24 protein-coding genes are annotated in these 23,933 nt (G+C 67.4%); 16 read left to right on the top strand and 8 right to left on the bottom strand.

The annotated features are described in order from the left end of the window. Positions 1–130 precede the first annotated feature (130 nt). From K2X73_RS01035 to alr, 8 genes are all read left to right on the top strand, one after another. Positions 131–292: a hypothetical protein gene (locus K2X73_RS01035; RefSeq protein ID WP_294107733.1), complete on the top strand. Its 162-nt coding sequence runs from the start codon at positions 131–133 to the stop codon at positions 290–292. 25 nt (positions 293–317) lie between these two features. Next, the gene (locus K2X73_RS01030; RefSeq protein WP_294107731.1) at positions 318–527 is read left to right on the top strand and encodes a DUF350 domain-containing protein; all 210 of its coding nucleotides are present in this window, start codon (positions 318–320) and stop codon (positions 525–527) included. Further along, positions 520–2,043 (top strand): polyamine aminopropyltransferase, encoded by a 1,524-nt coding sequence (locus tag K2X73_RS01025; RefSeq protein ID WP_294107729.1) that lies wholly within the window; start codon positions 520–522, stop codon positions 2,041–2,043. The genes K2X73_RS01030 and K2X73_RS01025 overlap by 8 nt, the downstream gene beginning before the upstream one ends. Beyond that, on the top strand, positions 2,033–3,640 hold the full coding sequence (locus K2X73_RS01020; RefSeq protein WP_294107727.1) for an FAD-dependent oxidoreductase: 1,608 nt from the start codon (positions 2,033–2,035) through the stop codon (positions 3,638–3,640). The genes K2X73_RS01025 and K2X73_RS01020 overlap by 11 nt, the downstream gene beginning before the upstream one ends. Beyond that, a complete protein-coding gene (speD, locus tag K2X73_RS01015) occupies positions 3,637–3,993 on the top strand; it encodes an adenosylmethionine decarboxylase (RefSeq protein WP_294107725.1) in 357 nt (118 codons plus the stop codon). The genes K2X73_RS01020 and speD overlap by 4 nt, the downstream gene beginning before the upstream one ends. Positions 3,994–4,052: 59 nt before the next feature. Continuing rightward, the gene (mmsB, locus tag K2X73_RS01010) at positions 4,053–4,952 is read left to right on the top strand and encodes a 3-hydroxyisobutyrate dehydrogenase (protein ID WP_294107724.1); all 900 of its coding nucleotides are present in this window, start codon (positions 4,053–4,055) and stop codon (positions 4,950–4,952) included. 89 nt (positions 4,953–5,041) lie between these two features. Beyond that, positions 5,042–6,640, top strand: coding sequence for an MFS transporter (locus K2X73_RS01005; protein ID WP_294107722.1), 1,599 nt, complete (start codon positions 5,042–5,044; stop codon positions 6,638–6,640). Positions 6,641–6,674: 34 nt separating this feature from the next. Beyond that, positions 6,675–7,712 (top strand): alanine racemase, encoded by a 1,038-nt coding sequence (alr, locus tag K2X73_RS01000; RefSeq protein WP_294107720.1) that lies wholly within the window; start codon positions 6,675–6,677, stop codon positions 7,710–7,712. A gap of 202 nt (positions 7,713–7,914) precedes the next feature. On the opposite strand, the gene K2X73_RS00995 is transcribed toward alr, so the two are convergent. The 3 genes from K2X73_RS00995 to K2X73_RS00985 all read right to left on the bottom strand — a co-directional run bounded on the left by K2X73_RS00995 (position 7,915) and on the right by K2X73_RS00985 (position 14,057). After that, positions 7,915–11,712 carry a TonB-dependent receptor plug domain-containing protein gene (locus K2X73_RS00995; protein WP_294107718.1) on the bottom strand — a complete coding sequence of 1,266 codons (3,798 nt, stop codon included), beginning with the start codon at positions 11,710–11,712 and terminating at the stop codon, positions 7,915–7,917. 229 nt (positions 11,713–11,941) lie between these two features. Beyond that, a complete protein-coding gene (locus K2X73_RS00990) occupies positions 11,942–13,114 on the bottom strand; it encodes an acetyl-CoA C-acetyltransferase (RefSeq protein ID WP_294107716.1) in 1,173 nt (390 codons plus the stop codon). Between the two features lie 37 nt (positions 13,115–13,151). Then, positions 13,152–14,057 (bottom strand): alpha/beta hydrolase, encoded by a 906-nt coding sequence (locus K2X73_RS00985; RefSeq protein ID WP_365980142.1) that lies wholly within the window; start codon positions 14,055–14,057, stop codon positions 13,152–13,154. 176 nt (positions 14,058–14,233) lie between these two features. On the opposite strand from K2X73_RS00985, the gene phaR reads away from it, so the two are divergent. Then, positions 14,234–14,761 (top strand): polyhydroxyalkanoate synthesis repressor PhaR, encoded by a 528-nt coding sequence (gene phaR, locus K2X73_RS00980; protein ID WP_294107900.1) that lies wholly within the window; start codon positions 14,234–14,236, stop codon positions 14,759–14,761. 141 nt (positions 14,762–14,902) lie between these two features. After that, positions 14,903–15,127, top strand: a complete 225-nt coding sequence (locus K2X73_RS00975; protein WP_294107712.1) for a hypothetical protein — start codon at positions 14,903–14,905, stop codon at positions 15,125–15,127. Positions 15,128–15,172: 45 nt separating this feature from the next. Here the strand turns inward: K2X73_RS00975 and K2X73_RS00970 are convergent, their stop codons facing one another. Next, positions 15,173–15,961, bottom strand: coding sequence for a methyltransferase (locus K2X73_RS00970; RefSeq protein ID WP_294107711.1), 789 nt, complete (start codon positions 15,959–15,961; stop codon positions 15,173–15,175). Positions 15,962–16,016: 55 nt separating this feature from the next. Here K2X73_RS00970 and K2X73_RS00965 point away from each other — a divergent pair, with 55 nt between their 5' ends. Further along, a complete protein-coding gene (locus K2X73_RS00965) occupies positions 16,017–16,208 on the top strand; it encodes a hypothetical protein (RefSeq protein ID WP_294107709.1) in 192 nt (63 codons plus the stop codon). Here K2X73_RS00965 and K2X73_RS00960 read toward each other — a convergent pair. Both K2X73_RS00960 and ubiG read right to left on the bottom strand, forming a co-directional pair. Then, positions 16,192–17,643: a hypothetical protein gene (locus K2X73_RS00960; protein ID WP_294107707.1), complete on the bottom strand. Its 1,452-nt coding sequence runs from the start codon at positions 17,641–17,643 to the stop codon at positions 16,192–16,194. The genes K2X73_RS00965 and K2X73_RS00960 overlap by 17 nt on opposite strands. Positions 17,644–17,858: 215 nt before the next feature. Further along, positions 17,859–18,590: a bifunctional 2-polyprenyl-6-hydroxyphenol methylase/3-demethylubiquinol 3-O-methyltransferase UbiG gene (gene ubiG, locus K2X73_RS00955; RefSeq protein WP_294107705.1), complete on the bottom strand. Its 732-nt coding sequence runs from the start codon at positions 18,588–18,590 to the stop codon at positions 17,859–17,861. Between the two features lie 85 nt (positions 18,591–18,675). Between ubiG and K2X73_RS00950 the strand changes: the two genes are divergently transcribed. Further along, complete coding sequence (locus K2X73_RS00950) at positions 18,676–19,908, top strand: aspartate kinase (protein WP_294107703.1); 1,233 nt, start codon at positions 18,676–18,678, stop codon at positions 19,906–19,908. Positions 19,909–20,026: 118 nt separating this feature from the next. On the opposite strand, the gene K2X73_RS00945 is transcribed toward K2X73_RS00950, so the two are convergent. Further along, positions 20,027–20,818 carry a hypothetical protein gene (locus K2X73_RS00945; protein ID WP_294107698.1) on the bottom strand — a complete coding sequence of 264 codons (792 nt, stop codon included), beginning with the start codon at positions 20,816–20,818 and terminating at the stop codon, positions 20,027–20,029. A 69-nt stretch (positions 20,819–20,887) separates the two neighbouring features. Between K2X73_RS00945 and K2X73_RS00940 the strand changes: the two genes are divergently transcribed. Then, positions 20,888–21,910 (top strand): nitronate monooxygenase, encoded by a 1,023-nt coding sequence (locus K2X73_RS00940; RefSeq protein ID WP_294107696.1) that lies wholly within the window; start codon positions 20,888–20,890, stop codon positions 21,908–21,910. Positions 21,911–21,965: 55 nt separating this feature from the next. Here K2X73_RS00940 and K2X73_RS00935 read toward each other — a convergent pair whose 3' ends face one another. Then, positions 21,966–22,274 (bottom strand): winged helix-turn-helix domain-containing protein, encoded by a 309-nt coding sequence (locus tag K2X73_RS00935; RefSeq protein ID WP_294107694.1) that lies wholly within the window; start codon positions 22,272–22,274, stop codon positions 21,966–21,968. A gap of 49 nt (positions 22,275–22,323) precedes the next feature. Here K2X73_RS00935 and K2X73_RS00930 point away from each other — a divergent pair, with 49 nt between their 5' ends. From K2X73_RS00930 to K2X73_RS00920, 3 genes are all read left to right on the top strand, one after another. Further along, positions 22,324–22,698 (top strand): cupin domain-containing protein, encoded by a 375-nt coding sequence (locus K2X73_RS00930; protein ID WP_294107692.1) that lies wholly within the window; start codon positions 22,324–22,326, stop codon positions 22,696–22,698. A gap of 99 nt (positions 22,699–22,797) precedes the next feature. Then, complete coding sequence (locus tag K2X73_RS00925) at positions 22,798–23,625, top strand: hypothetical protein (protein WP_294107690.1); 828 nt, start codon at positions 22,798–22,800, stop codon at positions 23,623–23,625. A gap of 11 nt (positions 23,626–23,636) precedes the next feature. Continuing rightward, positions 23,637–23,933, top strand: a 297-nt coding sequence (locus K2X73_RS00920) for a hypothetical protein (RefSeq protein ID WP_294107688.1), incomplete at its 3' end; no start/stop codon positions are given.

Genomic DNA, 23,933 nt, shown 5'->3' with positions numbered 1-23,933 from the left:
ACGCGGTGCCCCCGCTCTTTTGCCGTCACCCCGGGCTTGACCCCCGGTCCCGCTTGTTGCGCTCGGCGCGAGGCAGCGGGACCCCGGCTCAAGGCCGGGGTGACGGGACAAACTTTTCGTGGGCCGCGAGATGAACGGCCGCGTCTTCTTCTTCGCGCTGTGGTGCATGGGCGTCGTCGCGCTGTTCCTGCTCTCCGGCTATTATGCCTGGTCGCCCTTCGCCGATGGCGGCCGCGCGCGGGGGGGTGGGGGCGGCGGCTTCGTCTATGTCGGCGGTCCCCGCCACAAATAGGCGGCACAAACAGGGAGCAAGGGCGATGATCAACTGGGCAGGACTGATCGGCACGCTGGTCTATGCGGTGGTCGGGATCGTGGTGTTCGCGGTCGGCTTTTTCGTGTTCGACGCGCTGACCCCGGGCAAATTGTGGGAAGAAATCCACCAGAAGCAGAATTTGGCGGTCGCGACCTTCGCCGGGTTCGTCGCGCTCGGCTTCGCGCTGATCGTCGCCGCCGCGGTGCATGGCTGACGCCGACCCGCCAGCGCTGCGCGCGCGCGCCGGCACCGCCGCGCTGCTGGCCTCGGCGTTCGTCGTCTCGACCTGCGGGCTGGTCTATGAACTGCTCGCGAGCACGCTGGCGAGCTATCTGCTGGGCGACAGCGTCACCCAATTCTCCACCGTCATCGGCACCTATCTGTTCGCGATGGGCGTGGGCAGCTGGTGCTCGCGCTATGCCCGGGGCGACGCGCTGCGGCTGTTCGTCCGGGTCGAGCTGCTGATCGCGCTGCTGGGCGGCGGTTCGGCGGCGGCCTTGTTCCTCGCCTTTCCGCTGGTCGAGCAGTTTCGCGTCGCGCTTTATGGGCTGGTGCTGCTGATCGGCCTGCTGGTCGGCCTCGAAATCCCGCTGCTGATGCGGCTGCTGAAGGGCTTCGACTTTCGCGAGACCGTCTCCAGCGTGCTGACCTTCGATTATGTCGGCGCGCTGGTCGCTTCGCTCGCTTTCCCGCTGCTGCTGATGCCGCATTTGGGGATGATCCGCACCGGCTTCCTGTTCGGCATCCTGAACGCGGGCGTCGCGCTGGCGCTGCTCGCGCTGCTGCCGCGCCGTTATGCGGTGGAAAAGGCGATCGGGGTGCTGGTGCTCGCCGCGCTGGTCGCCGGGTTCGTGGCGAGCGATCGGTTGCAGCGCTGGGCCGAAGTCGCGAGCTATCAGGAGCCGATCGTCTATGCCGTTTCCTCGCCCTATCAGCGGGTGGTGCTGACGCATCGCGGCGACGATCTGCGGCTGTACCTGAACGGCAATCTGCAATTCGCCTCGCGCGACGAGTATCGCTATCACGAAGCGCTGGTGCATCCCGCGCTCGGGCGGGTGACGGACCCCCGGCAAGTGCTGATCCTGGGCGGCGGCGACGGGCTCGCCGCCCGCGAGGTGCTGCGCTGGCCGGGCGTGCGGCACGTCACCTTGGTCGATCTCGATCCCGCCGTGACCAAGCTGTTCCGCGACACGCCGTCGCTCGCCGCACTCAACCGGGGGAGCCTGAGCGACAAGCGCCTCACGCTCATCAACGCCGATGCGTTCCGCTGGGTGCGCGCGGGGGGCGGGCGGTTCGACGCGGCGATCGTCGATTTTCCCGATCCGGTCGATTATTCGGTGGGCAAGCTCTACACCGAAAGCTTCTACCGCGCGCTGAAAGCCCGGCTGAACCCCGGCGCGGTGATCGTGGTGCAGAGCACCTCGCCCTATGTCGCGCCCGGCGCCTTCTGGACGGTTTCGACCACGCTGGAGGCGGCGGGCTTCCGTACCCGCGCCTATCACGCCTATGTGCCGAGCTTCGGCGAATGGGGCTTCGTGCTGGCGAGCCTCTCGCCCATCCCCGATCATCCCCGGCTGCTGGCGGGCAACAAATTCCTCGATGCCGCCACCGAAGCGCGCCTGTTCGCCTTCCCGCCCGACATGGCGCGGCGCGCGACCCCGGTGAACCGGCTGGACAATCAGGCGCTGGTGCGCGCCTTCGCCGATGCCTGGGGGCGTTATGAGGGTTAGCCGCCGGGCGGTGATCGGCGGCGGCGCGGCGGCGCTGGGCGCGGCCGGGCTGGGGCTGGCGGCGGTCGCGGAACCCATGCCCGAAGGCGCGCTCGGCGGCGCCGATCTCGCGCGTGGGCACCGGCTGCGTCAGGGCAAGTTTCCGCCGCCTTCGCGCACCGAGCGCGTGAAGCTGCTGATCGCCGGGGGCGGGGTCGCGGGGCTCGCGGCGGGGTGGCGGCTCGCCGAGGCGGGCTTCACCGATTTCCGCCTGCTCGAACTCGAAGACCGGGTCGGCGGCAATGCCCGCGCCGGACGCAATGCGGTGAGCGCCTTCCCGCTCGGCGCGCATTATCTGCCGGTGCCCAACGAGGAGGCGCGCGCGCTGCGCCACATGCTTGGGCAATTCGGGATGGTGGTGGGCGAGGAGAATGGCCGCCCGGTCTATGACCCCTTCCAGCTCACCGCCGAGCTCGAGGAACGGCTGTTCTGGCAGGGCGAATGGCAGGAAGGGCTGATCCCGCGCACCGGCGTGCCGGCGGAGGATCGCCGCCAGATCGCCGCGTTCGAAGGCGAAATGGCGCGGCTGCGCGCGCTGAAGGGCGGCGATGGCCGGCCCGCTTTCGCCTCGCCGATCGCCTATAGCAGCCGCGATCCGGCGCTGCGCGCGCTCGATCGCCAGCCCTTCACCGCCTGGCTCGACGCGCATGGCTTCACCGCGCCGGTGCTGCGCGCGCATCTGCGCTATGCGATGCGCGACGATTATGGCTGCGAACCGCACCATGTCTCGGCCTGGGCGGGGCTGCATTATTTCGCGGGGCGGCGGGGCTACACGGCCAGGGGCAGCGAGGACAATCAGCTCACCTGGCCCGAAGGCAATGGCCGGCTGATCCGGCTGATGGCGGCGCGCTTTGCGGACCGGATCGCGGGGGGGCGGATCGTCCACCGCGTAACGCGCACGAGCGGCGGGATGACGGGCGGCGGGATGACGGTCGATCATTTCGATGTCGCGCGCGGCGAAACCGTGCGGACCGAGGCCGAGGCGGTGATCCTCGCGCTCCCCCATTTCGTCGCCGCGCGGCTGAGCGAGGAGATCGACGATGCCGGGCACAGCTATGCCCCCTGGCTGGTCGCGAATGTTACGGTCGATCGGCTGCCGCATGGGCCGGGTGTACCGCTCGCCTGGGACAATGTGTCGAGCACGAGCGAGTCGCTCGGCTATGTCGTCGCGACCCACCAGAGCGCGGGGCGCGATGGGCCGAGCGTGCTCACCTGGTATCAGCCGCTGTCGCGCGAAGACCCCGCCGCCGCCCGTCGCCGCTTGCTCGAAACCCCCGCCAAGGACTGGAAGCGCTATGTGCGGGACGATTTGCTCGCGATGAACCCCGAGCTGGAAGGCGCGATACGCCGGATCGACCTGTGGCGCTGGGGCCATGCGATGATCCGCCCGGTGCCCGACTTCCTGTGGGGCGCGCGGCCCCAGCCCGATCCGCCGCTCTATCTGGCGCATTCGGATGTCTCCGGCCTCTCGCTGTTCGAAGAGGCGCATTATCAGGGGGTGCGCGCCGCCGAGGCCGCGATGGCGCGGCTCGGCCACCGCTTCGAAAGCCTGTTATGAGTTATGATGGCCGCCACCTCCTCGCCGATCTGTTCGGCTGTTCAGGGCTCGACGACGCCGCGCTGATCGAAGGGGCCTTGCGCGACGCGGCGGCGGCGGCGGGCGCGACCGTGCTCGACGTGCGGATCCACGCCTTTGGTCCGGGCGCGGGGGTGACGGGGGTGGCACTGCTCGCCGAATCGCACATCTCGATCCACAGCTGGCCCGAACGCGGTTATGCGGCGATCGACATCTTCCTGTGCGGGCGGCGGCACGATTGCGACGCCGCGCTCGCAATTCTGGTTGCCCGGCTGTGCGCGGGGCGGGTTGAGAGGCACCTGGTAGCGCGCGGCTACGCCGCGGCGTTGCCCTAGCGGGGCGTGGGCGGGGCTGGCGTTGCCCGGCGCGGGCGTTATTGCGGCCAAAACATATCGTGGAGAGCAGCATGGCACGCATCGGTTTCATCGGCTTGGGCAATATGGGCAGCGGCATGGCCGCCAACCTCGCCAAGGCGGGGCACGACGTGCGCGCCTATGATCTGTCGAGCGACGCGCTGAACCGGGCGAAGGCCGCCGGCTGCCTGCCGACCGACTCGGCCGCCGCCGCCGCCACCGAGGCCGAGGTGATCGTCACCATGCTTCCCGCCGGCCGGCATGTCGCGCAAGTCTATGAAGAAGCTTTGTTTTCCGCCGCCGCGCCGGGCACGCTGCTGATCGATTGCTCGACGATCGACGTCGCGACCGCGCGCGCCGTGGCGGAAAGCGCGGCGGGCAAGGGCCTGGTCGCGGTCGACGCCCCGGTCTCGGGCGGGATCGCGGCGGCGAACGCGGGCACGCTCACCTTCATGGTCGGCGGCAGCGACACGGCCTTCGAGCGCGCCGAACCGGTGCTCGCCGCCATGGGCAAGGCGGTGATCCACGCCGGCGCGAACGGCGCGGGGCAGGCGGCAAAAATCTGCAATAACATGCTCTTAGGTGCAACTATGGTCGCGACGTGCGAGGCCTTCCTGCTCGCCGAGAAGCTGGGCCTCGCGGCGGACAAATTCTTTGATATCGCCAGCGTCTCCTCCGGGCAGAGCTGGTCGATGACGAGCTATTGCCCGGTGCCCGGCGTCGGCCCCGAAACGCCCGCCGATCGCGACTATCAGGGCGGGTTCGCCGCCGCGCTGATGCTGAAGGACCTGAAACTCGCGCAGGAAGCCGCGCTCGGCGCCGGTGCGCAGACACCGATGGGCACGCGCGCCGCCGAGCTTTATCAGGCGTTCGCCGATGCCGGCCATGCCGGGCTCGATTTCTCGGGCATCATCCGGATGCTCGACCAAAAGCCCGCATAGCCGCCCCCGCTTTTCAGACGCCCCCCACGGCACTAGGGTATCGCCCAACGAGAAGAGCCCCGCCCCACGCGGGGCACAAGGGGGACTGAATGGCGAGCGTCGCGGCACAGGCCGAGCCGAGCGCCGGCGACATGCGGATGATCATCACCGCGTCGTCGCTCGGCACGGTGTTCGAATGGTATGATTTCTTCATCTACGGCACGCTCGCCGCGTCGGGGATCATCGGCCGCACCTTCTTCCCCGCGGGCAGCGAGATCGTCCAGACCTTGCTGGCCTGGGCCGGCTTCGCGGTCGGCTTCGGCTTCCGACCGCTGGGGGCGGTGCTGTTCGGCTTTCTCGGCGATCGACTGGGGCGCAAATACACGTTTCTGGTGACGATCACGCTGATGGGCCTGGCGACCGCGGGCGTCGGCCTCGTGCCCTCGGCGGCGACGATCGGGCTGTGGGCGCCGGGCATCATCCTGATGCTGCGCATCCTCCAGGGCCTGGCGCTGGGCGGCGAATATGGCGGCGCCGCGATCTATGTCGCCGAACACGCGCCGCCGCGCCGCGCCGGCTTCTTCACCAGCTTCATCCAGGCAAGCGTCGCCGGCGGGTTCATCCTCAGCCTCGCGGTGGTGCTGCTGGCGAAGCTCGCCCTGCCCGACGCGACTTGGCAGGCCTGGGGATGGCGGCTGCCTTTCCTGTTCAGCCTCGCGCTGCTCGCGGTGTCGCTGTGGATGCGGGTGAAGCTGTCCGAAAGCCCGGTGTTCAAGGCGATGAAGCAGGCGGGCGAAACCGCGCGCAACCCCTTCGTCGAAAGCTTCACCTATCCCGGCAATCTGGTGCGGCTGTTCGTCGCCCTGTTCGGCATCGCAGCGGGGCTGACGGTGATCTGGTACACGGCGATGTTCAGTGTGCTCGCGTTCCTGCAAGGCACGATGCGGGTGGAGGAGACGACGGCGCAGCTGATCGTCGGCGCGGGCGCCTTGGGCGGCCTTGGCTGGTTCGTGCTGTTCGGCTGGCTCTCGGACCGGGTGGGGCGCAAGCAGCCGATCGTGATCGGCTATGCGCTGACGTTGATCGCCCTGTTCCCGATCTTCTGGGTGATGGGTCAGTCGGCCAATCCGGGTTTGGCCGAGGCGGCCAAGCGCGCGCCGGTCGTCGTCTCGGGGCCGCATTGCGCCTATAGTCCGTTTCAGAAGCAACAGGCCGATGATTGCGGGCGGCTGCTCGACTATTTCTCGAAAAAAGGGGTGCAATATACCACCCACCGCGCGCCGGTGACGGTGGTGACGATCGGCGATGAGCCCATCGCCGATACCCGCCCGGAGGCGCTGGACGCGGCATTGGCGCGGGCGGGCTATCGGCTGGCGCCAGTGGTGCCGAGTGCGGGGGGGATCGCCGTGATCCTGCTGTGCATCCTGCTCCTCACCGCGCTCTCGGGGATGACCTATGGCTCGGTCGCCGCGCTGCTGACCGAGCTGTTTCCCGCGCGCATCCGCTATTCGTCGATGTCGATCCCCTATCATATCGGTACCGGCTATTTCGGCGGATTCCTGCCGTTCATCAGCCAGTATATGGTTGCGCGCAGCGGCGATCCCTATGCCGGGCTTTGGTATAGCTGGGCGGTGGTGGCGATGGCCCTTGTGGTCACCGTAGTGTTCTTGAAGGAGCCGCGCGAGGAACGGGTAGCGCGACGGGGGTAGCGCCGCGCTTGGGCGCCGGGTAACGCCGAAGGCGATGACCGCACCGCTCCGACTGGCGCTCGATCGCGCCGCGCTTCAGCATAATTGGCGCGCGCTCGCCGCGATGGCAGGGGTCGCGTGCGGCGCCGCGGTAAAGGCCGATGGCTATGGCCTGGGGGCGCCAGGCGTCGCGCGGATCTTGGCCGAAGCGGGATGCCGCGACTTCTTTGTCGCCACATGGGCCGAAGCGGCCGAACTGGCGCCACTGGGACTGACGGTGTCGGTGCTCCATGGCGTGCGGGAGGCCGATATGGCGCTCGCCCGGACGCTGACCTTCGCCCGGCCGGTGCTCAATTCGCCCGAGCAGATCGGGCGGTGGCGGGCGAGCGGCGGCGGGCCATGCGACGTGATGGTCGACACCGGTATCAACCGCCTGGGCCTCGACCGAAACGCGCTGGACGCGGCGGCGGGGCTCGAGATCACGACGCTGATGAGCCACCTCGCCCGCGCCGATGAGGATGTGGCCGACAACGAAGCGCAGCGCGCGGCCTTCGCCGCGATCACCGGGGCGTTACCGGCCGAACGCTACAGTCTCGCCAATTCGGCGGGCATCGCGCTGGGGCCGGGCTTTGCGTTCGACCTCGTCCGCCCGGGCCTCGCGCTTTACGGCGGGATACCTCGCGCGGAGTTCGCCCGAATGATCCGTCCCGTCGCCCATCCCGAGGCGGAGCTGCTCCAATGTCGCCTGCTCCGCGCGGGCGACGCGATCGGCTATAACGCGATCTATCACGCCGCCGAGGACATGCCGGTCGGCATCGTTAATCTCGGCTATGCGGATGGCTATCCGCGTGCGTTGAGCAATGTCGGGCGCGCCTTCGCCGGGGACGCGATATTGCCGGTGATCGGCCGCGTCTCGATGGACCTGATCGCGCTCGATCTGCGCGCGGCGCCCGATCTGCGCGCGGGCGATTGGGTGCGCTTCGATTTCGACCTGCCCAAGCTCGCGGGGGCGAGCGAGCGGTCGCAATACGAGCTTCTGACAGGGCTCGGCACAAGATTTGAGCGGGTTTGGACCGAAAGAACGGTCAGTTAACGCATCCGGGCGCTCGGCGCGTATAAATTGGCAGCGCGATAGGAGAATTGGCCAGCCTCGGCCATTTGGGGGTGAACGCGCTTCATGACACCCACATCGCTGACCTTCGTCAGCTGAGCGGTGGCAACAATACTACTTGGGAAGAAAAAGGGCTCTTCGCCAGTAGCGAAGAGCCCTTCATTATCGCCGTAATTTCCAATCGTCAGAAATTCGCGCGGATCGAGAACTGGAAGCGTCGGCCGATCTGGTCGACAAACGCACCTTGTTGCAAGCCATTGTCGCCGACGTAGTTCACGTCGGTTGCATTGAACAGGGTACCGAGGAACTGAATTTTCTCCGCAACCGTCACCGCCATCGTGAAGTCGAGGCGGTTGATCACCGGGAAGCGAAAATCGGCGAAGTTCTCTATCGTTGAAGGCGCGCCATTGGTGAAGAGGCGCGTCGCACTCTGCCGATTCCAGGTCGTCTGAGCGAAGAACGGGCCATTCTCGTAGCGGAACGTCAGCTGGGTCTCGAGTTGCGGGCGGGCAAATGTACCCGCGGACTCAATTCGGTCACTGAAGTCGCCGATCGACGAGCTCGTGTAGTTCACCAAGTGGTAGGCGTTGCCAGAAAGCGTGATCTTGCCCCAGTTCTTCGGCAGTGTGGTGTTATAGGAAGCAGAGATATTCCAAGCGCGCAGCCGGATTGACGACAGGTTGATGTAGCCAGAAGCAAAACCCGGAGCGACTTGGAAGGCCGCATCGCGTGTGAAGAAGCCGCAAGTGTTGGCACCGGTTTGCGGCGCGGTATTCGGGTAAGTGGGGCTTTCGTAGCAGAACTGCAGCGCCTGGGCCAAGTTGGTCGGCTGGATGATTCCGGTCAAGTCGAGGTTGATGTAATCGGCGGAAATACTGAGCTTCTTGATCCAGCGCGGGTTGATGATAACACCCGCCGTCCAGCTGCTGCCACGCTCGGGTTGAAGCCCGGGCGCGCCAGAGAAGGTGCCGGGCAGCGCGGCCGTGATTGGCACGAACGACGACAGGAAAGCGTCCGCCGAAGCATTGTCCGTGGCGAGGCCGCGGGCAATCACGTCGGCACGGCAGTTGCCGCGGCGGACGGTGGCCGATGCACCGAAGTCAATATTGGCGGGCCCGCAGGGATCGGTCGGCGCCGCAAACGCGGGCTGACCACCGAGGAACAGTTCCACGACACCCGGTTGGCGCAGCGACCTGGTGACGTTGCCGCGGAAGGTAATATCACGGATGACCTGCCAGCTTCCGCCGATCGTCCAGATCAGCTGCGGGCTACCGCTGGCCGAAGGGCTGATGATCTGGCCGGCAAGATTACGGTAGCGTGCTGAACCGCCCGACTGCTGAGAGAAGCGGAACGACGGGTTGAGCTCGAGCTTGCCCAGGAAGCTGAGGAACTTGTCACCGAAGATCGGAATCCGTGCTTCGGTGCCGCCTTCGACGACCTCGATGAAGCCGCGCGTTGCGGCCGACGGCGCCGCACGACCACGACCGAGCTGGTTGAGCGGGTCGGAGAAGAAGTTCAGATCCTCGCGTCGGAATTCACCCGTGGCGTTGATCGCGAAAGTACCAGCTGGCAGGTCGAAGATGCCGCCGCCAAATGTCCCCTGAATGAATGTCTGCTTCGAAATGTTGTTGAAGACGTTATCTTGGCGGACATAGGCCTTCGACGCCTCCGACATCTGATTGTAGCCGAACGGATTCAGCGGCGCGCAGCGATTGATCAGATCCTGGGTGATCGTAGGGGTGAACACCACTTCGGTCGGCAGCCCATCCGCGCCGGTAACTCGCGTGAGATTAGCGACGGTGCCGTTGGGCGTGCGGCCGAGATATTGATTGGGGAACAGCTGCGAGCGGCAGACGATATTGCCGTTCGCCACACCGGTAGTTGCTTGGCCCTGATCAACGACGTCCAGCGCCAGCTGATACTCAAGATCGCCGATCTGGGTCAGACGATTGGTCTGCGCGGCACGACCGAATGTACCCGACACTTCGGCGGTCCACTTCTTACCGAACAGATTGAACTTGCCGCGCAATCCAGTGGTGAAGCGATAGGTGTCGACCGTGTTGAAATTGGGGTTATTGCCAAAAATATCCTGGTTCTGGCGGCTGATAAGGAAGCTGCCTCCCCGGGTGGCGGCATTGATGCCGGCCGCATTCAGGGCCGCGCGCGATGCGGCAGTCAAGAAGGGATTATCCACATTGACCAGTAGCGCCGAGTTCTCCGCGCCAGTCGACAGGAAGTTCTGGCTCGGACTGTTCCGCAGCGAAACCGATTCGACCCGGGAGTAAAGATTTTCGGTGAACAGCGTCAGATTGGGTGTGATGTTGATGGTGGCGTTAAAGTTGGCAACGAACCGGTCCTGCTGCACACGCAGCACCGTGTTCTCGATCGCCCGCGAAAAGCCACCGTCCGAGCCGGGCGCGGCGCCCAGATTGAAGTTCGTCGTCGGCCCCGCGGTTACCGCCGTGTATGGCCGGATGCTGCCGTCTGGGTTGAACTCAAGCGGGACGGCGACAAACGGCAGCACCTGATTGAGCGGCACCTGCACGCCAGCGACGGTCACCAAACGCGTATCGGTGTTCGCGATCCGCGGCACGCCGGGGGCGAACGTGCCAATAAAGGCGTTGACCGGCACCGTTGGGTTCGCCGCAAAGAACTCACGCGCTGTCGGGCGGTTGGCCTGCAGGACGTTGACGGCGAGGGTGTTCAGCTGGGCTGCCGTCGCCCCTGCGGGCGGCGTGACGTTGAACTGAGCAAAGACCTGCGCCGGTGTCACCCCCGCCGGCAACGCGGTCGGTGCGAAAGTGGTGATGGGCAGATTGGCGATTGCGGTCGCCAAGCCGTTGCGACCGTTACCCGAGATCAGCTGTGCGCCCGGCAGACCGCTAATGATTTGCGCGCCCGTATTGAAGAACGCGATATTGGTCGGTGCCAAGCCGTTGCGCAGGTTAATGAAGCCCGCGGCGTTCGCGACGTAGGGCGTCGGCGGTGTCCCAAGGGTGTTCAGGATCGTGCCATTGAAGCTGATCGTTTGGTTAATGAAGTCTTGGCCGAGCGCGGTGCCCGGAATGCCGTCAGCAGAAGCGCGGAGGAACGCCCCGTTGTTCAAACCAGCAACATCGATGATCGCCGACGCGAAATTGGGGTTGCGCACCGAGCCATCGAGATAATTGGTGATCGTGCCGCCACGGACCAAACGGAAGTCACGGGCATCAGCCTGCAAGCCGTCGTTACGGGTATATTCGGCTGAGACCGTCACGTTGACACGACCATCGGCCAGGTTTTTACCGAACAGACCGCTGACCTGATAATTCGACGCATCGCCGCGGGTGGTCGAACCACCAAGCAGTCCGAGCCGCAGGCCTTCATAATCGTTCTTGAGCGTGACGTTGACGACACCCGCAATAGCGTCAGAACCATAAGCCGCGGCACCGCCGACGGTCAGCACGTCGACACGGGCAACCAGCGCCGAAGGAATGGCGTTCAAGTCGACCTGTCCGCCAGTCGCGTTGGCGTCCACGAACAGGGTGGCAGCATTGCCTGAGACGAAGCGACGCCCGTTGACGAGCGTCAGCGTGCGCTGCGTTCCCAGGTCAAGCAAATCAGGGAACGAAGCGCCAAGACTTGCAGCTTGGCCGCCGTTCGTGCCGTTGGGGCTCGCGCCGGGGCCGATCAAAGGCTGGTCGTTCAGAATATCGAGCACGTTAGTGAAACCGCGCGCGGTAATCTGCGCTTCGCTGATCTGAACACCTGGCAAGGTACCACTGAATTCGGGGCGGGGAATGCGCGATCCGGTAACCAGAACCTCGCCCTCGGGAACATCCTTGTCCTCAAGGACGCCGCTCGACTTCTTCGCGTCATCGCTCTTGCCGTCGCCAGCCGATACCGGCGCTTGGCCCGCAGGCGTTTGCGCGTTCGCTGCTACCGGAAACGCAAATGCCGCCGAGGCAAGCGCCGTGGCAGCGAGAAGCTTAGAAAATTTCATCCAGGGACCTCCATTGTTTTCGCATGACCCTTTTCCCCAAGGGTTCACATTGCAAAACAATCTAATTTCGCTCGCCAAACAAGCGATAATTGGGGTTCAGCCATATTCTCGGGCACAAAGAGTGCAAACTGTTGCAACACTGCAACATGAACGTAGCATGACTTTTATAAACGAAAACGGCGCCCGGTTGTCCCGGACGCCGTCAGTGATACCGGCCGCGTCCGGACCTTTACCGCTCGACGCACAGCGCGATGCCCATCCCGCCGCCGATGCACAGCGTCGCCAGGCCCTTCTTCACATCGCGCGCCGCCATTTCGTGGAGCAGCGTCGTCAGCAGCCGCGCGCCCGAGGCGCCGATCGGGTGGCCGATCGCGATCGCCCCGCCGTTGACGTTGACCTTCTCCAGATCCCAGCCAAGCTCCTTGTTCACCGACATGCACTGCGCGGCGAAGGCTTCGTTCGATTCGATCAGGTCGAGCTCGTCGATCGTCCAGCCCGCCTTCTCCAGCGCGCGCTTGACCGAGGGCACCGGGCCGATGCCCATATAAGCAGGATCGACCCCGGCCGAGGCCCAGCTGGCGATTCGCGCCAACACCGGCATCCCGCGCTTCTCGGCCTCCTCGCGCGTCGTCAGCACCAAAGCGGCGGCGCCGTCGTTGAGGCCGCTCGCGTTCGCGGCGGTGACGGTGCCATCCTTCTTGAACGCGGGCTTCAGGCCCTGCACGCCGGCAACCGTCGCCCCGGCGCGGATATACTCGTCCGCGTCGATCACCGTGTCGCCCTTGCGGCCCTTCACGGTGACGGGCGCGATCTGGCCCTGGAACTTGCCTGCGGCTCGTGCCGCTTCCGCCTTGTTCTGGCTGGCGACGGCATAGGCATCCTGGTCATCGCGCGTGATCTGGTAGCGCTCGGCGAGATTCTCGGCGGTGATCCCCATGTGATAGCCGTTGAACACGTCGATCAAGCCGTCCTTCAGCATCGTGTCGATCAGCTGCAGGTCGCCCATCTTCTGCCCGGCGCGCAGATATTGGGCGTGGGGGCTGAGCGTCATGTTCTCCTGCCCGCCCGCGACGATGATCGTCGCATCGCCGTTCATCAGCGATTGGTAGCCGAGGGCGACCGCGCGCAGCCCCGATCCACACACCTGGTTCACCCCCCAGGCGGGCACTTCCTTGGGGATGCCGGCGTTGAGCGATGCCTGGCGCGCCGGGTTCTGCCCTTGCGCGGCGGTGAGCACCTGACCCATGATCACCTCGCTCACGTCCGCGCCGGCGACGCCCGCCTCGGCAAGCGCGGCCTCGATCGCGACGCGGCCAAGCTCGTGCGCGGGGACGGTCGCGAAGGCGCCGTTGAAGCTGCCGACGGGGGTGCGCTTGGCGGCGGAAATCACGATCTCGGTCATGGTCGAACGCTCCGATGGTTGAGTCTGACGGCAGGGTTTAGGGCAGTTCGGCGATCCGCGCCAACCAATCGCGCAGCGGATGCCACAAAGCGGCATGGCGCCCCGAGCCGACCACCATTCCGACATGTCCGGCGCGGGATTCATGGCGCTCAAAGAAGCCCGCGGCGGAGGCGGCAGGAACAATGCGGTCGGTCGTCGAGACGAAATCGATGCGGGGCACCGGCAGCGCGCGCGGATCGACCGCGCGCCCCGCCACGCGCCAGCGCCCGGCACCAGGATCGTCGCGCTCGAAAAACGCGAACAGCTCGGCGCCCGCGGCATAGGGCAGCGGCGCGCCGCCATTCGCCCAATCCTCGAGCGCGATGAAGGCGGCGGCGGCGGCGCTCGCCGGATCTAGCGTTGCGAAACGCTCATATTTGGCGATCGTCCGCGCCGGGTCGAGCCGCCAGAAGCCCGCCTGCAGCACCTCCATCGGCACCAGCCCCAGCCGCGCGCAGAGCGGCTCGGCCTCCGCCCATAGTCCGGCGATCCGCGCGCGGGCAGGCGCGGGAAAGCCGTGAAAGCGCCAGGGGGCGGCGATCAGAGCGAGGCCGCGCACCGGCACGAGGCACGCCGCCGCCGCCGCCATCGTCCCGCCCAGGCAGTAGCCCGCGAGCACCGGCGGCGTGCCGAGCGCGCCGATCAGCGGCAGCAGCAGCTGGGTGACATGACCGGCGATGTCGGTCGGTTCGTCGGGCGCGGGGCTACCCCATTCGACCAGCATGACGCGATACCCCTCGCCCGCCAGCCAACGCAGGAGCGCGGTCTCCGCGCCGAGGTCGAGGATGTAGGGCGGGTTGATCAGCGAAGGCACGAAAACGATCGGCGTCCCCTCGCCGCCATAGTCGCGGAGCACCGCGCGACCGGCGTGCGCGACTGGTGGCGGCAACGGGGGGGCGGGCAAGCGCGGCGCCCGCTGGTAAGCCGCCAAGCCCGCCAAAGCCGCGGCGCGACGCTCCGGCGCGGCCTCGGTCTCGCGGCGCAGCATTTCAAGAAACAGCGGCAGTGGCCGGGGCCCGTGTTGCGGTGCATCAAGCGATGCTGTTATGGGTGCATCAACCATATGAGGGCTTATGTGCCATGAAATCCAAGGCTGAAGACGGCGTCGTCATTATCAAAAAATACGCTAATCGCCGTTTGTACAATACCGAAAGCAGCACTTACATCACACTTGAGCACCTGGCGGCGATGACCCGCGCCGGCCGTGACTTCAAGGTGGTGGACGCGAAGAGCGACGAGGACATTACCCACAATGTCCTCACCCAGATCATCATGGAAGAGGAAAGCCGTGGCCAGACGATGCTGCCGGTAAGCTTCCTGCGCCAGCTGATCGCGATGTATGGCGATTCGATGCAGGCGCTGGTGCCGGGCTATCTGGAAGCATCGATGGAAGGCTTCCGCCGCAATCAGGCGCAGTTCAAGTCGGCGGTGGAGGGCGCGTTCGCCCATTCGCCCTTTGCCGAGATCGCCAAGCGCAACATGGAAATGTTCGAGGCCGCCACCGCCGCCTTTGGTCCGCGCAAGGCGGAGAAAACCAAGGACGAGGAAATCGCCGAGCTTAAGCAGCAGCTGGCCGCGCTGCAGGCGAAGATCGAGAAGCTCGGCTGACCACCGCCATTGCAAAACGTCGCCGGGTTTCACCCCTTGTTTCGCCGGGCGGTGACGCTAATCACCTGGCCGCACCGCTCATCTAACGCTATTTATCTTGCTTTAATAGCCATTTAACATCGTCGAACGACAGGAAAATTCATGGCAGTCGTGGCAAAATGCATCATCACCAACAGTGAGGAAGGGCGCGGTGCCTTCGCGATCCGCGCCGATACCGATGAAAATGTCTATTTCCCGATGGGAATCACCGAGGCGCTGGGCCTGGAGGAGTTCGAGGAAGTCGAGGCGATCCTGATCAAGAATGATCGCCCCGATCCAGCATGGAAGGCCATTCGCGCGCGGCGGATGGAAGATGACGTCGAGTGAGATGGGGCATGGCGCTCCGGGTTAAGCGGGACGCCACGCGAGGCTTTACTTGATGGGCTTGACGAACTTCAGCGTCATCCGGTCGCTTTCACCGATCGCCGCATATTTCGCCCGGTCCTTGTCACCTTCGGCATAATTGGGCGGCAGCGTCCACACGCCCTTGGGGTAGTTATGCGCGTCCTTGGGGTTGGCGTTGACCTGGCTTTCACCGGCCAGCTTGAACCCCGCCTTGGTCGCGAGCGCGAGCACGGTCGAGCGCTTCACATAGCCGCTCTCGGCCTCGGTGATACCCTTGGCATCCTCGGGCAGGCGGTGCTCCACCACGCCCAGCACGCCGCCGGGCTTCAGCATCGCGAACATCTGCTCGAACGCGCCCTGCGCCGCCCCGGCGCCCATCCAGTTGTGGACATTGCGGAAAGTGAGCACGACATCGGCGCTGCCAGCGGTGACGCGATCGGGCGCGTCGGCCGAGGGGAAGGTCGCGAACTGTACCTTGCCATAGGTGTCGGGATGCGCGGCGATCAGCTTCTGGACTCCGCCGCGCCCCTTCTCGCTCGGCGCGGCGGCGATGTAGCGGCCCGATTTGGCGACATAGGGCGCCAGAATCTCGGTATACCAGCCGCCCGCGGGCCAGATTTCGACCACGGTCTGCCCTGGCTTCACGCCAAAGAACGTCAGCGTTTCGGCCGGGTGGCGATATTTGTCGCGCGCGACATTGGCCGGGGCGCGGGTCGGCGCCTTGATCGCGGCGGTGAGCGCGGGGTCGATGCTGGGCGCGGCGGCGATCGCACCAGCGGCGGCAAGCACGGCGAACGAGGCGAGAAGGTAGCGCATTGTGTCTCCCTGGGCCAAAGCGGATGCGCGCGGTTGTAGCGAGGAGGCGCGGCGGATGCAAGCGGAGCTGTGGAGCTTGGCGGGGTTGTGCGTCGCCCTCGGCCTGTTGGGCTATCAGCGTGACCACGCCCGGCGGCGGCGGCGCGATCCCGATGCGGTGAGCGCGATCGACTGGGCGCTCGTGCAGTTGCTCGCGGTGCTCGGCGCGTTGCTGTGCGTCGCGCTCGCCCTCAAGGACGCGCGCTGAGGTCGCGGCGCAGGTAAACCACGCTGTGCCAGCGCGCGCGGGGCACCGTCAGGATCACACGATAGTCGCGAGCGAGGACCGGCTTGAGCGCGGCGAGGCTTGCCGGGTTCCAGATGGCGAGCCGGCGGTCGGTCGTCACGATCACCGGCGGGCGGCGGGCGAGGATGCGACGGACCTCGGCGCCAGCGTCGATTCCGGTCGCCCCTCGCTCGGTGGTGTAGGCGAGGAAATTGGGGAAGACGTAGCGCGTGGGCAAGCAACTGCGCGCGAGATGATACGTGATCGTGTCGCCGATGAAGACATAGGGGCACGCGCCCCGGCTGTTCGCCGCCACCGCCCGCGCGACCGCGCGCGCGCCGGGCGCGTCATCGGGAATCACCGCGCGCTCCACCGCGAACAGCAGCAGCCCGAGCCCCAAGGCGCCCACCCGCACGCGCGGCTTGGCGCCGAGCGTCGGCGCGGCGGCGACGCAGAGGGGGACAAGCAGCGGCAGCGCGTAATGATCGAAGAAAGTGCCGATCGCCGCGAAGCCGATCAGCGCCGCGATCCCCCAGCCAAGCGCGAGCCAGGCTTCGTCGCGCCGCGAGCCGCGCAATCGCCCGGCCAAGCCCAGCGCGGCGGCGAGGATCAGCGGGCTGAGCGTCGCCCCGATCCCCGCCAGCCGGCCCAACGACTGCGCGAGCGGATAAGGTGGACGCAGGAAGATCGAATCGACGTTGGCGAACCACCAAATGTGCCACGCCGCGCCCCCCTGAGCCCCGTAAAAGCCACCCGCAGCCAGCGTCAGGGCGGCGCCGGACAGCGCCAAGCCGCTCCCGAGCAACGCCGTCCCCGCCCATCCCGTCCCGGAACGGCGCATGGCGACGAGATGCGCCATGCCGAAGAACACCCCCTCGAACAGCGCCGATCCCTTGAGTTGGAGGGCCGCCCCCGCGAGCAGGCACGCCGGCGCCCCCTGCCCCGCGATCGTCGCGCGGCGCTCCGCCGCCACCAACCGGGGCAGCCGCAGCGTGAGCAGCGCGGCGAGCGCCATGGGCAGGTTGTAGAAGACCGGCGCCTGCCCGCCCCGCCCGCCGAGCAGCGGCAGCCACAGCAGATAGGCGATCGCGGCGAGCAGCGCCCCGCGCGGCGTCGCCCCGAGCCGCCGCCCGCCGGCCATGATCGCCGCCGCGGTGAGCGTCGCGCTGAGCGTCGCGCCCAGCTGATAAGCGAGGATTCCGTCCCCCACCCGCGCGAAGCCGGCGTAGAGCAGGAACAGCCCGATCGGCTTGCGGTCCCAGATGTCGAGATAGACGCGCGCGCCATGCGCCAGCCGGTCCCCGACGAGCAAATAATATTGCTCGTCGACATGGATCACCGGATTGCCGAAATCCCAGCTGCGCAGCGCCAGCGCGACCAGGAGCAGCAGGGCGAGGACGGGCAGGCGGTGGCGCATCGGTGCGCGCCGTTACCCGGCCCGGCGACGGACGCAAGCGAAGCCCGGCGTACCGCGCCTAAGAGACCGTTTGGAAATGCGCTGGTCGCGCACTTCGCGGCACCAGCCCGCACCCCCACCCGGCCACCCATAGAATACTGCCGTTGGGTGGCCGGGTGGGGGTGCGGGCCGGAACCGCCGTGAAAAAGGCGCAGCGCGCCTTTTTCAAACGGACTCTAAGCCGTGGTCGCCGCCACGAAATAATCGAGCCGCAGATCGTCGCTCAGCTGGAAGCCGCGCGTCGGCGAGAAGCCGAGGCCCTTGGTCTCGATCAGGCGCAGCCCGGCGTCGATCACCAGCTGCGTCAGCTCGGCCGGGGGCAGGAACTGGCGCCAGTCATGCGTGCCGCGCGGGATCTGTCCCAGCCCCTCGCCCAGCGTGATCAGCGCGAGGCGGGACAGCAAGGTGCGGTTGGGGGTGGAGAGCAGCAGCAGCCCGCCCGGCGCCAGCACCCGCGCGAGGCCCGCGACGAAACCCGCCGGGTTGGCGACATGCTCGATCACCTCCAGGCTCGTCACCAGATCGAAGCGCTCGTCGCCGATCGCCTCGATCCCGCCGACGCGGTAATCGATCCGCAGCCCGCTCTGCATCGCATGGGCGCGCGCGGCGTGGATGTTCTCGGGCGCGGCATCGATCCCGCTCACCGCCGCGCCGAGCCGGGCGAGCGGTTCGCACAGCAGTCCGGCGCCGCAACCGATATCGAGCGCGCGCTTGCCGGCGAGCGGGGCGAAGCTCGCCGCGTCGCCGCCCCAATGCGCGTCCGCCAGCTGGCGCAGATAGCCCAGCCGCACCGGGTTCAGACGGTGGAGCATCGCCGACGACCCCTTGGGGTTCCACCAATCGGCGGCGAGGCGGCCGAAATGCTGCGCCTCGGCCGGGTTGATCGTCAATTGGCTCGCCACGCGCATTCTCCTTCGCCCAGGGCCGCTTGCCAGCCCCAGCGCGCGCAATTATCAGGCGCGGCTTTCAAGCTGAAGGAATTTTCGCTTCCCCATGGCGCGGATCGTGATGAAGTTCGGCGGCACCTCGATGGCCGGGATCGAGCGCATCCGCCTCGTCGCCGAACGGGTGAAGCTCGAGGTCGATGCCGGCCATCAGGTGGCGGTCGTCGTCTCGGCGATGGCGGGCGAGACCGACCGGCTGGTCAATTTCTGCCGCGAAGCCTCGCCGCTCTATGATCGCCGCGAATATGACGTGGTGGTGGCGAGCGGCGAGCAGGTGACGAGCGGGCTGCTCGCGATCGCGTTGCAGGCGATCGGCGTGCCGGCGCGCAGCTGGCTCGGCTGGCAATTGCCGATCAACACCGACACCGCTTATGGCGCCGCGCGGATCGAGGGGATCGACACGCAGGCGCTGAACGCCGCGCTCGCGACCGGCCAGGTCGCGGTGATCCCGGGCTTCCAGGGAGTCGCCGAAGGGCGCGTCTCGACGCTTGGCCGGGGCGGTTCGGATACCAGCGCGGTCGCGGTGGCGGCGGCGATGAAGGCGGATCGCTGCGACATCTACACCGATGTCGACGGCGTCTATACCACCGACCCGAGGATCGTTCCCCGCGCGCGGAAACTGCGGCGGGTGAGCTATGAGGAAATGCTCGAACTCGCCTCGGTGGGGGCGAAAGTGCTCCAGACGCGCTCGGTGGGGCTGGCGATGAAGGAAGGCGTGCGGGTGCGCGTGCTTTCCTCGTTCGTGCCGGGCGGGGATGACAGCGGCACGCTGATCGTGAGCGAAGAGGAACTCGATATGGAACGCCAGCTGATCACCGGCATCGCCCACGACAAGAACGAGGCGAAGATCACGCTGACCGCGGTGCCCGACAAGCCCGGCGCGGTGGCGACGATCTTCACCCCGCTGGCCGAGGCCGGGATCAACGTGGACATGATCGTCCAGAATATCGCCCACTCGACCGGATCGACCGACGTTACCTTCACCGTGCCCGCCGCCGATCTCGCCCGCTCGCTCGACGTACTGGCGAAGGCGCAGGGCGCGATCGGCTATGAAGCGGTGAAGCACGACACCCGCGTCGCCAAGATCACCGTGGTCGGCGTGGGGATGCGCAGCCATGCCGGCGTCGCCGCGACGATGTTCAAGACGCTGGGCGCGCGCGGCATCAACATCCAGGCGATCACCACCAGCGAGATCAAGGTGAGCGTGCTGATCGACGAAGACGAGACCGAACTCGCGGTGCGCGTGCTGCACACGGCTTACGGGCTGGATGCGGAGGGCTGAGGCGAGACCGTGACGGCTAGAGCGATTTCGAGGCAGGTGGAATCACCTGCCGGCTCGGAAATCGCGGATAAACAAAAGCCTAGAGCGGCGATCCGATTTCATCGGATCGAAAACCGCTCTAGCGCGGCTCGCCGAGCTGGCTGGCGCCCGTTTGCCGCACTGCTTCCTCGAACGGCGTGTCGCTCGCGATGCAGATGCCGCGCGAGCCGACCCAATCGGTGTGCGGCTTGATCCGCAACTTCTTCGCGTCGGCGCTCGCCTGCCAGATGTTCACGTTGATCAGCCACGCCGCGTAGCGGGCATTTTGCAGCGCCTGGCGATAAAGCGCGGCCTGTTGCGGCGTCACCCGCGCCTGGTCGGCCAGGCCGCGCAGCTGCGCCCAGGCGAGCTGCTCGACCGCCTCGTTGGCCTGGAAATCGCGGGTATTCGCATAGATGGCACCGTAATCGCCCTGTTCCTTAGGGGTAAGCAGGCTCGCCTTGCCCGCGCTGGCGGCGGCATCCCAGCGGTTCTGCTGCATCGGCCAGGTCTGCGGGCGCCCGATCCAGCGCATCGCCGGCTGGACCGCGCCCGCTTCGGCGCGGGCGAGGAATGCCGCGATTTCCGCCAGCCGCCCATCGACACAAGCGCGGGTCTTGTCGCGCTGCGCCATCCGCCCCAGATTCTCCGCGATCTCGGCGCGGATATTGGCGCGCGCCTCGGCCGAGGCGCTCTGGTCGTGCCAGCCATTGACGATTTCCTGCGCGCCGAGCGCGATCAGCACGCCCAGCACCACGATCAGGATTTCGCGCGCGAAATCGCGCCAGCGTGCCCAGAAACGCTGCGCGGCGGGCGCGGTCGAGGCGACGAGCGGCGCCCATAACGCCGCCGACACCGTGCGTGACACTCCACGCAGCCGAGCAAGCCGCATCGCCTCCCCCCCGTTCGTTGCGCCGCCAGACTTGCCTCAGCCGGGGCGCGGGCGCTAGGCCCCGCCGCCATGACTCACTCCTCCCCTGGCGCCGAGCGCCTGAGCGCGCTGATGGCGCGCGGCACCGCGTTCCTTGGCAGCGACAGCGCGATCCTGTGCGGCGCGATGTCATGGGTTTCCGAGCGTAACCTCGTCGCCGCCGTCTCCAATGCCGGCGCGTTCGGGCTGATCGCGGCGGGGGCGATGCCGCCCGCGCTGCTCGATGCCGAGATCGCCGCGACCAGGGCGCTGACCGGTCGCCCGTTCGGCGTCAACCTCATCACGCTCCACCCCCAGCTCAGCGAGCTGATCGACATTTGCGGCCACCACCAGGTGTCCCACATCGTCCTCGCGGGCGGGCTGCCGCCGGCGGGGGCGATCGAGCGGATCAAGGGCATTGGCGCGAAACTCATCTGCTTCGCCCCCGCGCTCGCGCTCGCCAAGAAGCTGATCCGCTCGGGCGTCGACGCGCTGGTGATCGAGGGAAGCGAGGCGGGCGGGCATATCGGCCCGGTCGCGACGGGGGTGCTCGCGCAGGAGGTCCTGCCGGCGGTCGCCGCCGAGGTGCCGGTGTTCGTGGCGGGCGGGATCGGGCGCGGCTCGGCGATCGCCGCCTATCTGGAGATGGGCGCCGCCGGGGTGCAGCTCGGCACCCGCTTCGCCTGCGCGACCGAAAGCATCGCCCATCCCAATTTCAAGAAGGCGTTCTTCCGGGCAAATGCGCGCGACGCGGTGGCGAGCGTGCAGATCGACCCGCGCCTGCCGGTGATCCCGGTGCGCGCGCTGAAGAACGCGGGCACCGAAGCCTTCGCCGCCAAGCAGCGCGAAGTCGCCGCCGCGCTCGATGCCGGCGAAGTCGACATGGCGGCCGCGCAGCTCCAGATCGAGCATTATTGGGCGGGAGCGCTCCGCCGCGCGGTGATCGACGGCGATGTCGAGCAGGGCAGCCTGATGGCCGGCCAGTCGGTCGGCATGGTGACGCGCGAGGAGCCGGTCGCCGAGATCGTCGCGACATTGCTGGCGGAGGCCGGGGCCGCGCTGGCGGGGCGTTGACCCCCGCCGCCGCGCGAGGATGATGGCGCCCGACGCGCCAAGCCGGGCGCGTCGGTCAGAGCTCGCTCGCCACCGCGCGCTTCACCTCGGCGATCCGCGTCTCGTTGCGGCGATAAAAGGTCCATTGCTTGATCCGCTTGGGGACGAGCAACTGGGCCTGGACGAGCACGCGCAGATGCTCGCTGGCGGTCGGCTGGCTCACGCCCAGCTTCTCGGCGATAAACAGCCCGCACACCCCGTCTTCGACCAGATCACCCCAAATCTGCTCGCGAAAATGGGCGCGGGGGTCCTTGAGCCAGTCCAGGATTTCCAGCCGCCGCTCGTTGCTCAGCGCTTTCAGCGCGTCGATTAGGTATATTGCCATTTTGCTAATTGCCGTTACAGGTCAATGCGCCCTACCATGGAGGCGCCGGATGGCAAAGATCGAAGACCGCTATGACATCGACACCGATGGCCGCATGTTCGGCGGGGGCGAGCATTTCGACATCGCCGCGGTCGGCGCGGCGCAGACGCCGTGGTGGAACCGCACCCTGTGCGAGGTGAGCGGCGCCTGGGTGCGCCTTGGGGTGATGGACGGCGACTTCCACTGGCACAAGCATGACGATACCGATGAGTTCTTCATGGTGATGGAAGGCCAGCTCGACATCGAGCTGGAAGACCGGATGGTCAGCCTGAAGCCGGGCCAGGCATTCCCCGTGCCCAAGGGGGTGATGCACTTCCCGCACGCGCGCGGCCGATCGGTCGTACTGATGATCGAAAAGGCGGGCGTGGTGCCGACCGGCGACTGAACGCCCGTTGAAAACGGCGCGGTGAGTGCGTTGCTAAACAGGTCCGCGCGACATTGATTTTTCGCAAGACAGGCGCGGTCTTTTGGGTATGATCGCGTGATGCTGGCGGCGACCAACTATCGCCCTGTGACGATGCACCAGCGCATCTCGAGCGCTGGTCTTGCGCTATTGCTGATCGTACTGCTCGCATTGCTTCAGCTGCTTCGCGTCGCCGCGCCGCCGTCGCGCATGATCCTGCCGGAGCTGCACAGCTTCGAGGTGGCACCGCCGCCGCCCCCGGTCGCACCGCCGCCGCCGGTCAGGAACGGGCTTTCGGGCGGCAGCCGCCCGGTAAAGGCGCCGGCGCGTGCTGTCCCCGCGGCACCCGGTCCCGCGCCGCGCCCGCTCCCGGCCCCGGCGCCGCTGCTCGCCCCGCCCGCCCTTGCCGCGCCCGATCGCTCGCAGCTGCTCGACGCCCCGCCGAGCCTCGCGCCCGCCACCTCGGGCGGCGGCGCCTCGCTGTTCGCCGAGGGCGGCGGTGCGGGCGGGGTGGGGCTGGGCACCGGGAGCGGTCGCGGGCGTGGTGACGGCAGCGGGGAGGGCTATGACCCAAGCGCGGCGATCTCGGCCAATTGGGTGCGCATGGCCACCTGGGAAGAGGTCCATGATTTCCACCCCACGCGCGCTCTATCGGCCAAGCAATCGGGCCGGGTGCAGCTGCGCTGCCAGGTGACGCTCGCGCGCAAGCTGGTGAACTGCCTCGTCGCCGAGGAGGCGCCGGCCGAATGGGGCTTCGGCACGGCGGCGCTGCGCCTGTCGCGCACGCTGCGGGTGTTCCCGCGCGAGGTGAACAATGTGCCGATTGATCGCGGCTGGGTGAAGTTCGTCGTCAAATTCGACGTCACCCCGCCACGCGCGCCGGTTTCCGGGGCGGCCGGAACCCCCTAGAACCCCGCGCCATGGCCTATGCCCCCACCACCTCGCGCGAGCGTGGCCGCGCGCTCGCCTGCGTGGTGGCGGTGCTCGCCCTGTTGCTGGCGCTGCTGCTCGTGCGCTGGGCGCCGCCCGCGAGCCAGTTGCTGCGCGAGCGGACGACGGTGGTGACGTTGCTCCCGCTCGATCGCCCGAACGAGCCGCCAAAGCCCAAACCCGAAACCCGTACCGAGCGCGCCGCCGCCGCCGCTTCGGCCCCGCCCGCGCGCGCATCGTCCCCGCCGACACCCGCCGCGCCGCCACCCCCGCCCGCCCGCGCTCCC

The sequence above is a fragment of the Sphingomonas sp. genome (assembly GCF_019746665.1).
GTDB lineage: Bacteria > Pseudomonadota > Alphaproteobacteria > Sphingomonadales > Sphingomonadaceae > Sphingomonas.
Note: the sequence above shows the minus strand (reverse complement) of the source record. Positions and strands in the feature narration are given on the sequence as shown.

What these genes read in the sequence shown, in the direction of transcription:
- K2X73_RS01035 (WP_294107733.1), top strand. Translation starts at nt 131, where the DNA reads ATGAACGGCCGCGTCTTCTTCTTCGCGCTGTGGTGCATGGGCGTCGTC.
- K2X73_RS01030 (WP_294107731.1), top strand. Translation starts at nt 318, where the DNA reads ATGATCAACTGGGCAGGACTGATCGGCACGCTGGTCTATGCGGTGGTC.
- K2X73_RS01025 (WP_294107729.1), top strand. Translation starts at nt 520, where the DNA reads ATGGCTGACGCCGACCCGCCAGCGCTGCGCGCGCGCGCCGGCACCGCC.
- K2X73_RS01020 (WP_294107727.1), top strand. Translation starts at nt 2,033, where the DNA reads ATGAGGGTTAGCCGCCGGGCGGTGATCGGCGGCGGCGCGGCGGCGCTG.
- speD (WP_294107725.1), top strand. Translation starts at nt 3,637, where the DNA reads ATGAGTTATGATGGCCGCCACCTCCTCGCCGATCTGTTCGGCTGTTCA.
- K2X73_RS01005 (WP_294107722.1), top strand. Translation starts at nt 5,042, where the DNA reads ATGGCGAGCGTCGCGGCACAGGCCGAGCCGAGCGCCGGCGACATGCGG.
- alr (WP_294107720.1), top strand. Translation starts at nt 6,675, where the DNA reads ATGACCGCACCGCTCCGACTGGCGCTCGATCGCGCCGCGCTTCAGCAT.
- K2X73_RS00995 (WP_294107718.1), bottom strand. Translation starts at nt 11,712, where the DNA reads ATGAAATTTTCTAAGCTTCTCGCTGCCACGGCGCTTGCCTCGGCGGCA.
- K2X73_RS00990 (WP_294107716.1), bottom strand. Translation starts at nt 13,114, where the DNA reads ATGACCGAGATCGTGATTTCCGCCGCCAAGCGCACCCCCGTCGGCAGC.
- phaR (WP_294107900.1), top strand. Translation starts at nt 14,234, where the DNA reads ATGAAATCCAAGGCTGAAGACGGCGTCGTCATTATCAAAAAATACGCT.
- K2X73_RS00975 (WP_294107712.1), top strand. Translation starts at nt 14,903, where the DNA reads ATGGCAGTCGTGGCAAAATGCATCATCACCAACAGTGAGGAAGGGCGC.
- K2X73_RS00970 (WP_294107711.1), bottom strand. Translation starts at nt 15,961, where the DNA reads ATGCGCTACCTTCTCGCCTCGTTCGCCGTGCTTGCCGCCGCTGGTGCG.
- K2X73_RS00965 (WP_294107709.1), top strand. Translation starts at nt 16,017, where the DNA reads ATGCAAGCGGAGCTGTGGAGCTTGGCGGGGTTGTGCGTCGCCCTCGGC.
- K2X73_RS00960 (WP_294107707.1), bottom strand. Translation starts at nt 17,643, where the DNA reads ATGCGCCACCGCCTGCCCGTCCTCGCCCTGCTGCTCCTGGTCGCGCTG.
- ubiG (WP_294107705.1), bottom strand. Translation starts at nt 18,590, where the DNA reads ATGCGCGTGGCGAGCCAATTGACGATCAACCCGGCCGAGGCGCAGCAT.
- K2X73_RS00950 (WP_294107703.1), top strand. Translation starts at nt 18,676, where the DNA reads ATGGCGCGGATCGTGATGAAGTTCGGCGGCACCTCGATGGCCGGGATC.
- K2X73_RS00945 (WP_294107698.1), bottom strand. Translation starts at nt 20,818, where the DNA reads ATGCGGCTTGCTCGGCTGCGTGGAGTGTCACGCACGGTGTCGGCGGCG.
- K2X73_RS00940 (WP_294107696.1), top strand. Translation starts at nt 20,888, where the DNA reads ATGACTCACTCCTCCCCTGGCGCCGAGCGCCTGAGCGCGCTGATGGCG.
- K2X73_RS00935 (WP_294107694.1), bottom strand. Translation starts at nt 22,274, where the DNA reads ATGGCAATATACCTAATCGACGCGCTGAAAGCGCTGAGCAACGAGCGG.
- K2X73_RS00930 (WP_294107692.1), top strand. Translation starts at nt 22,324, where the DNA reads ATGGCAAAGATCGAAGACCGCTATGACATCGACACCGATGGCCGCATG.
- K2X73_RS00925 (WP_294107690.1), top strand. Translation starts at nt 22,798, where the DNA reads ATGCTGGCGGCGACCAACTATCGCCCTGTGACGATGCACCAGCGCATC.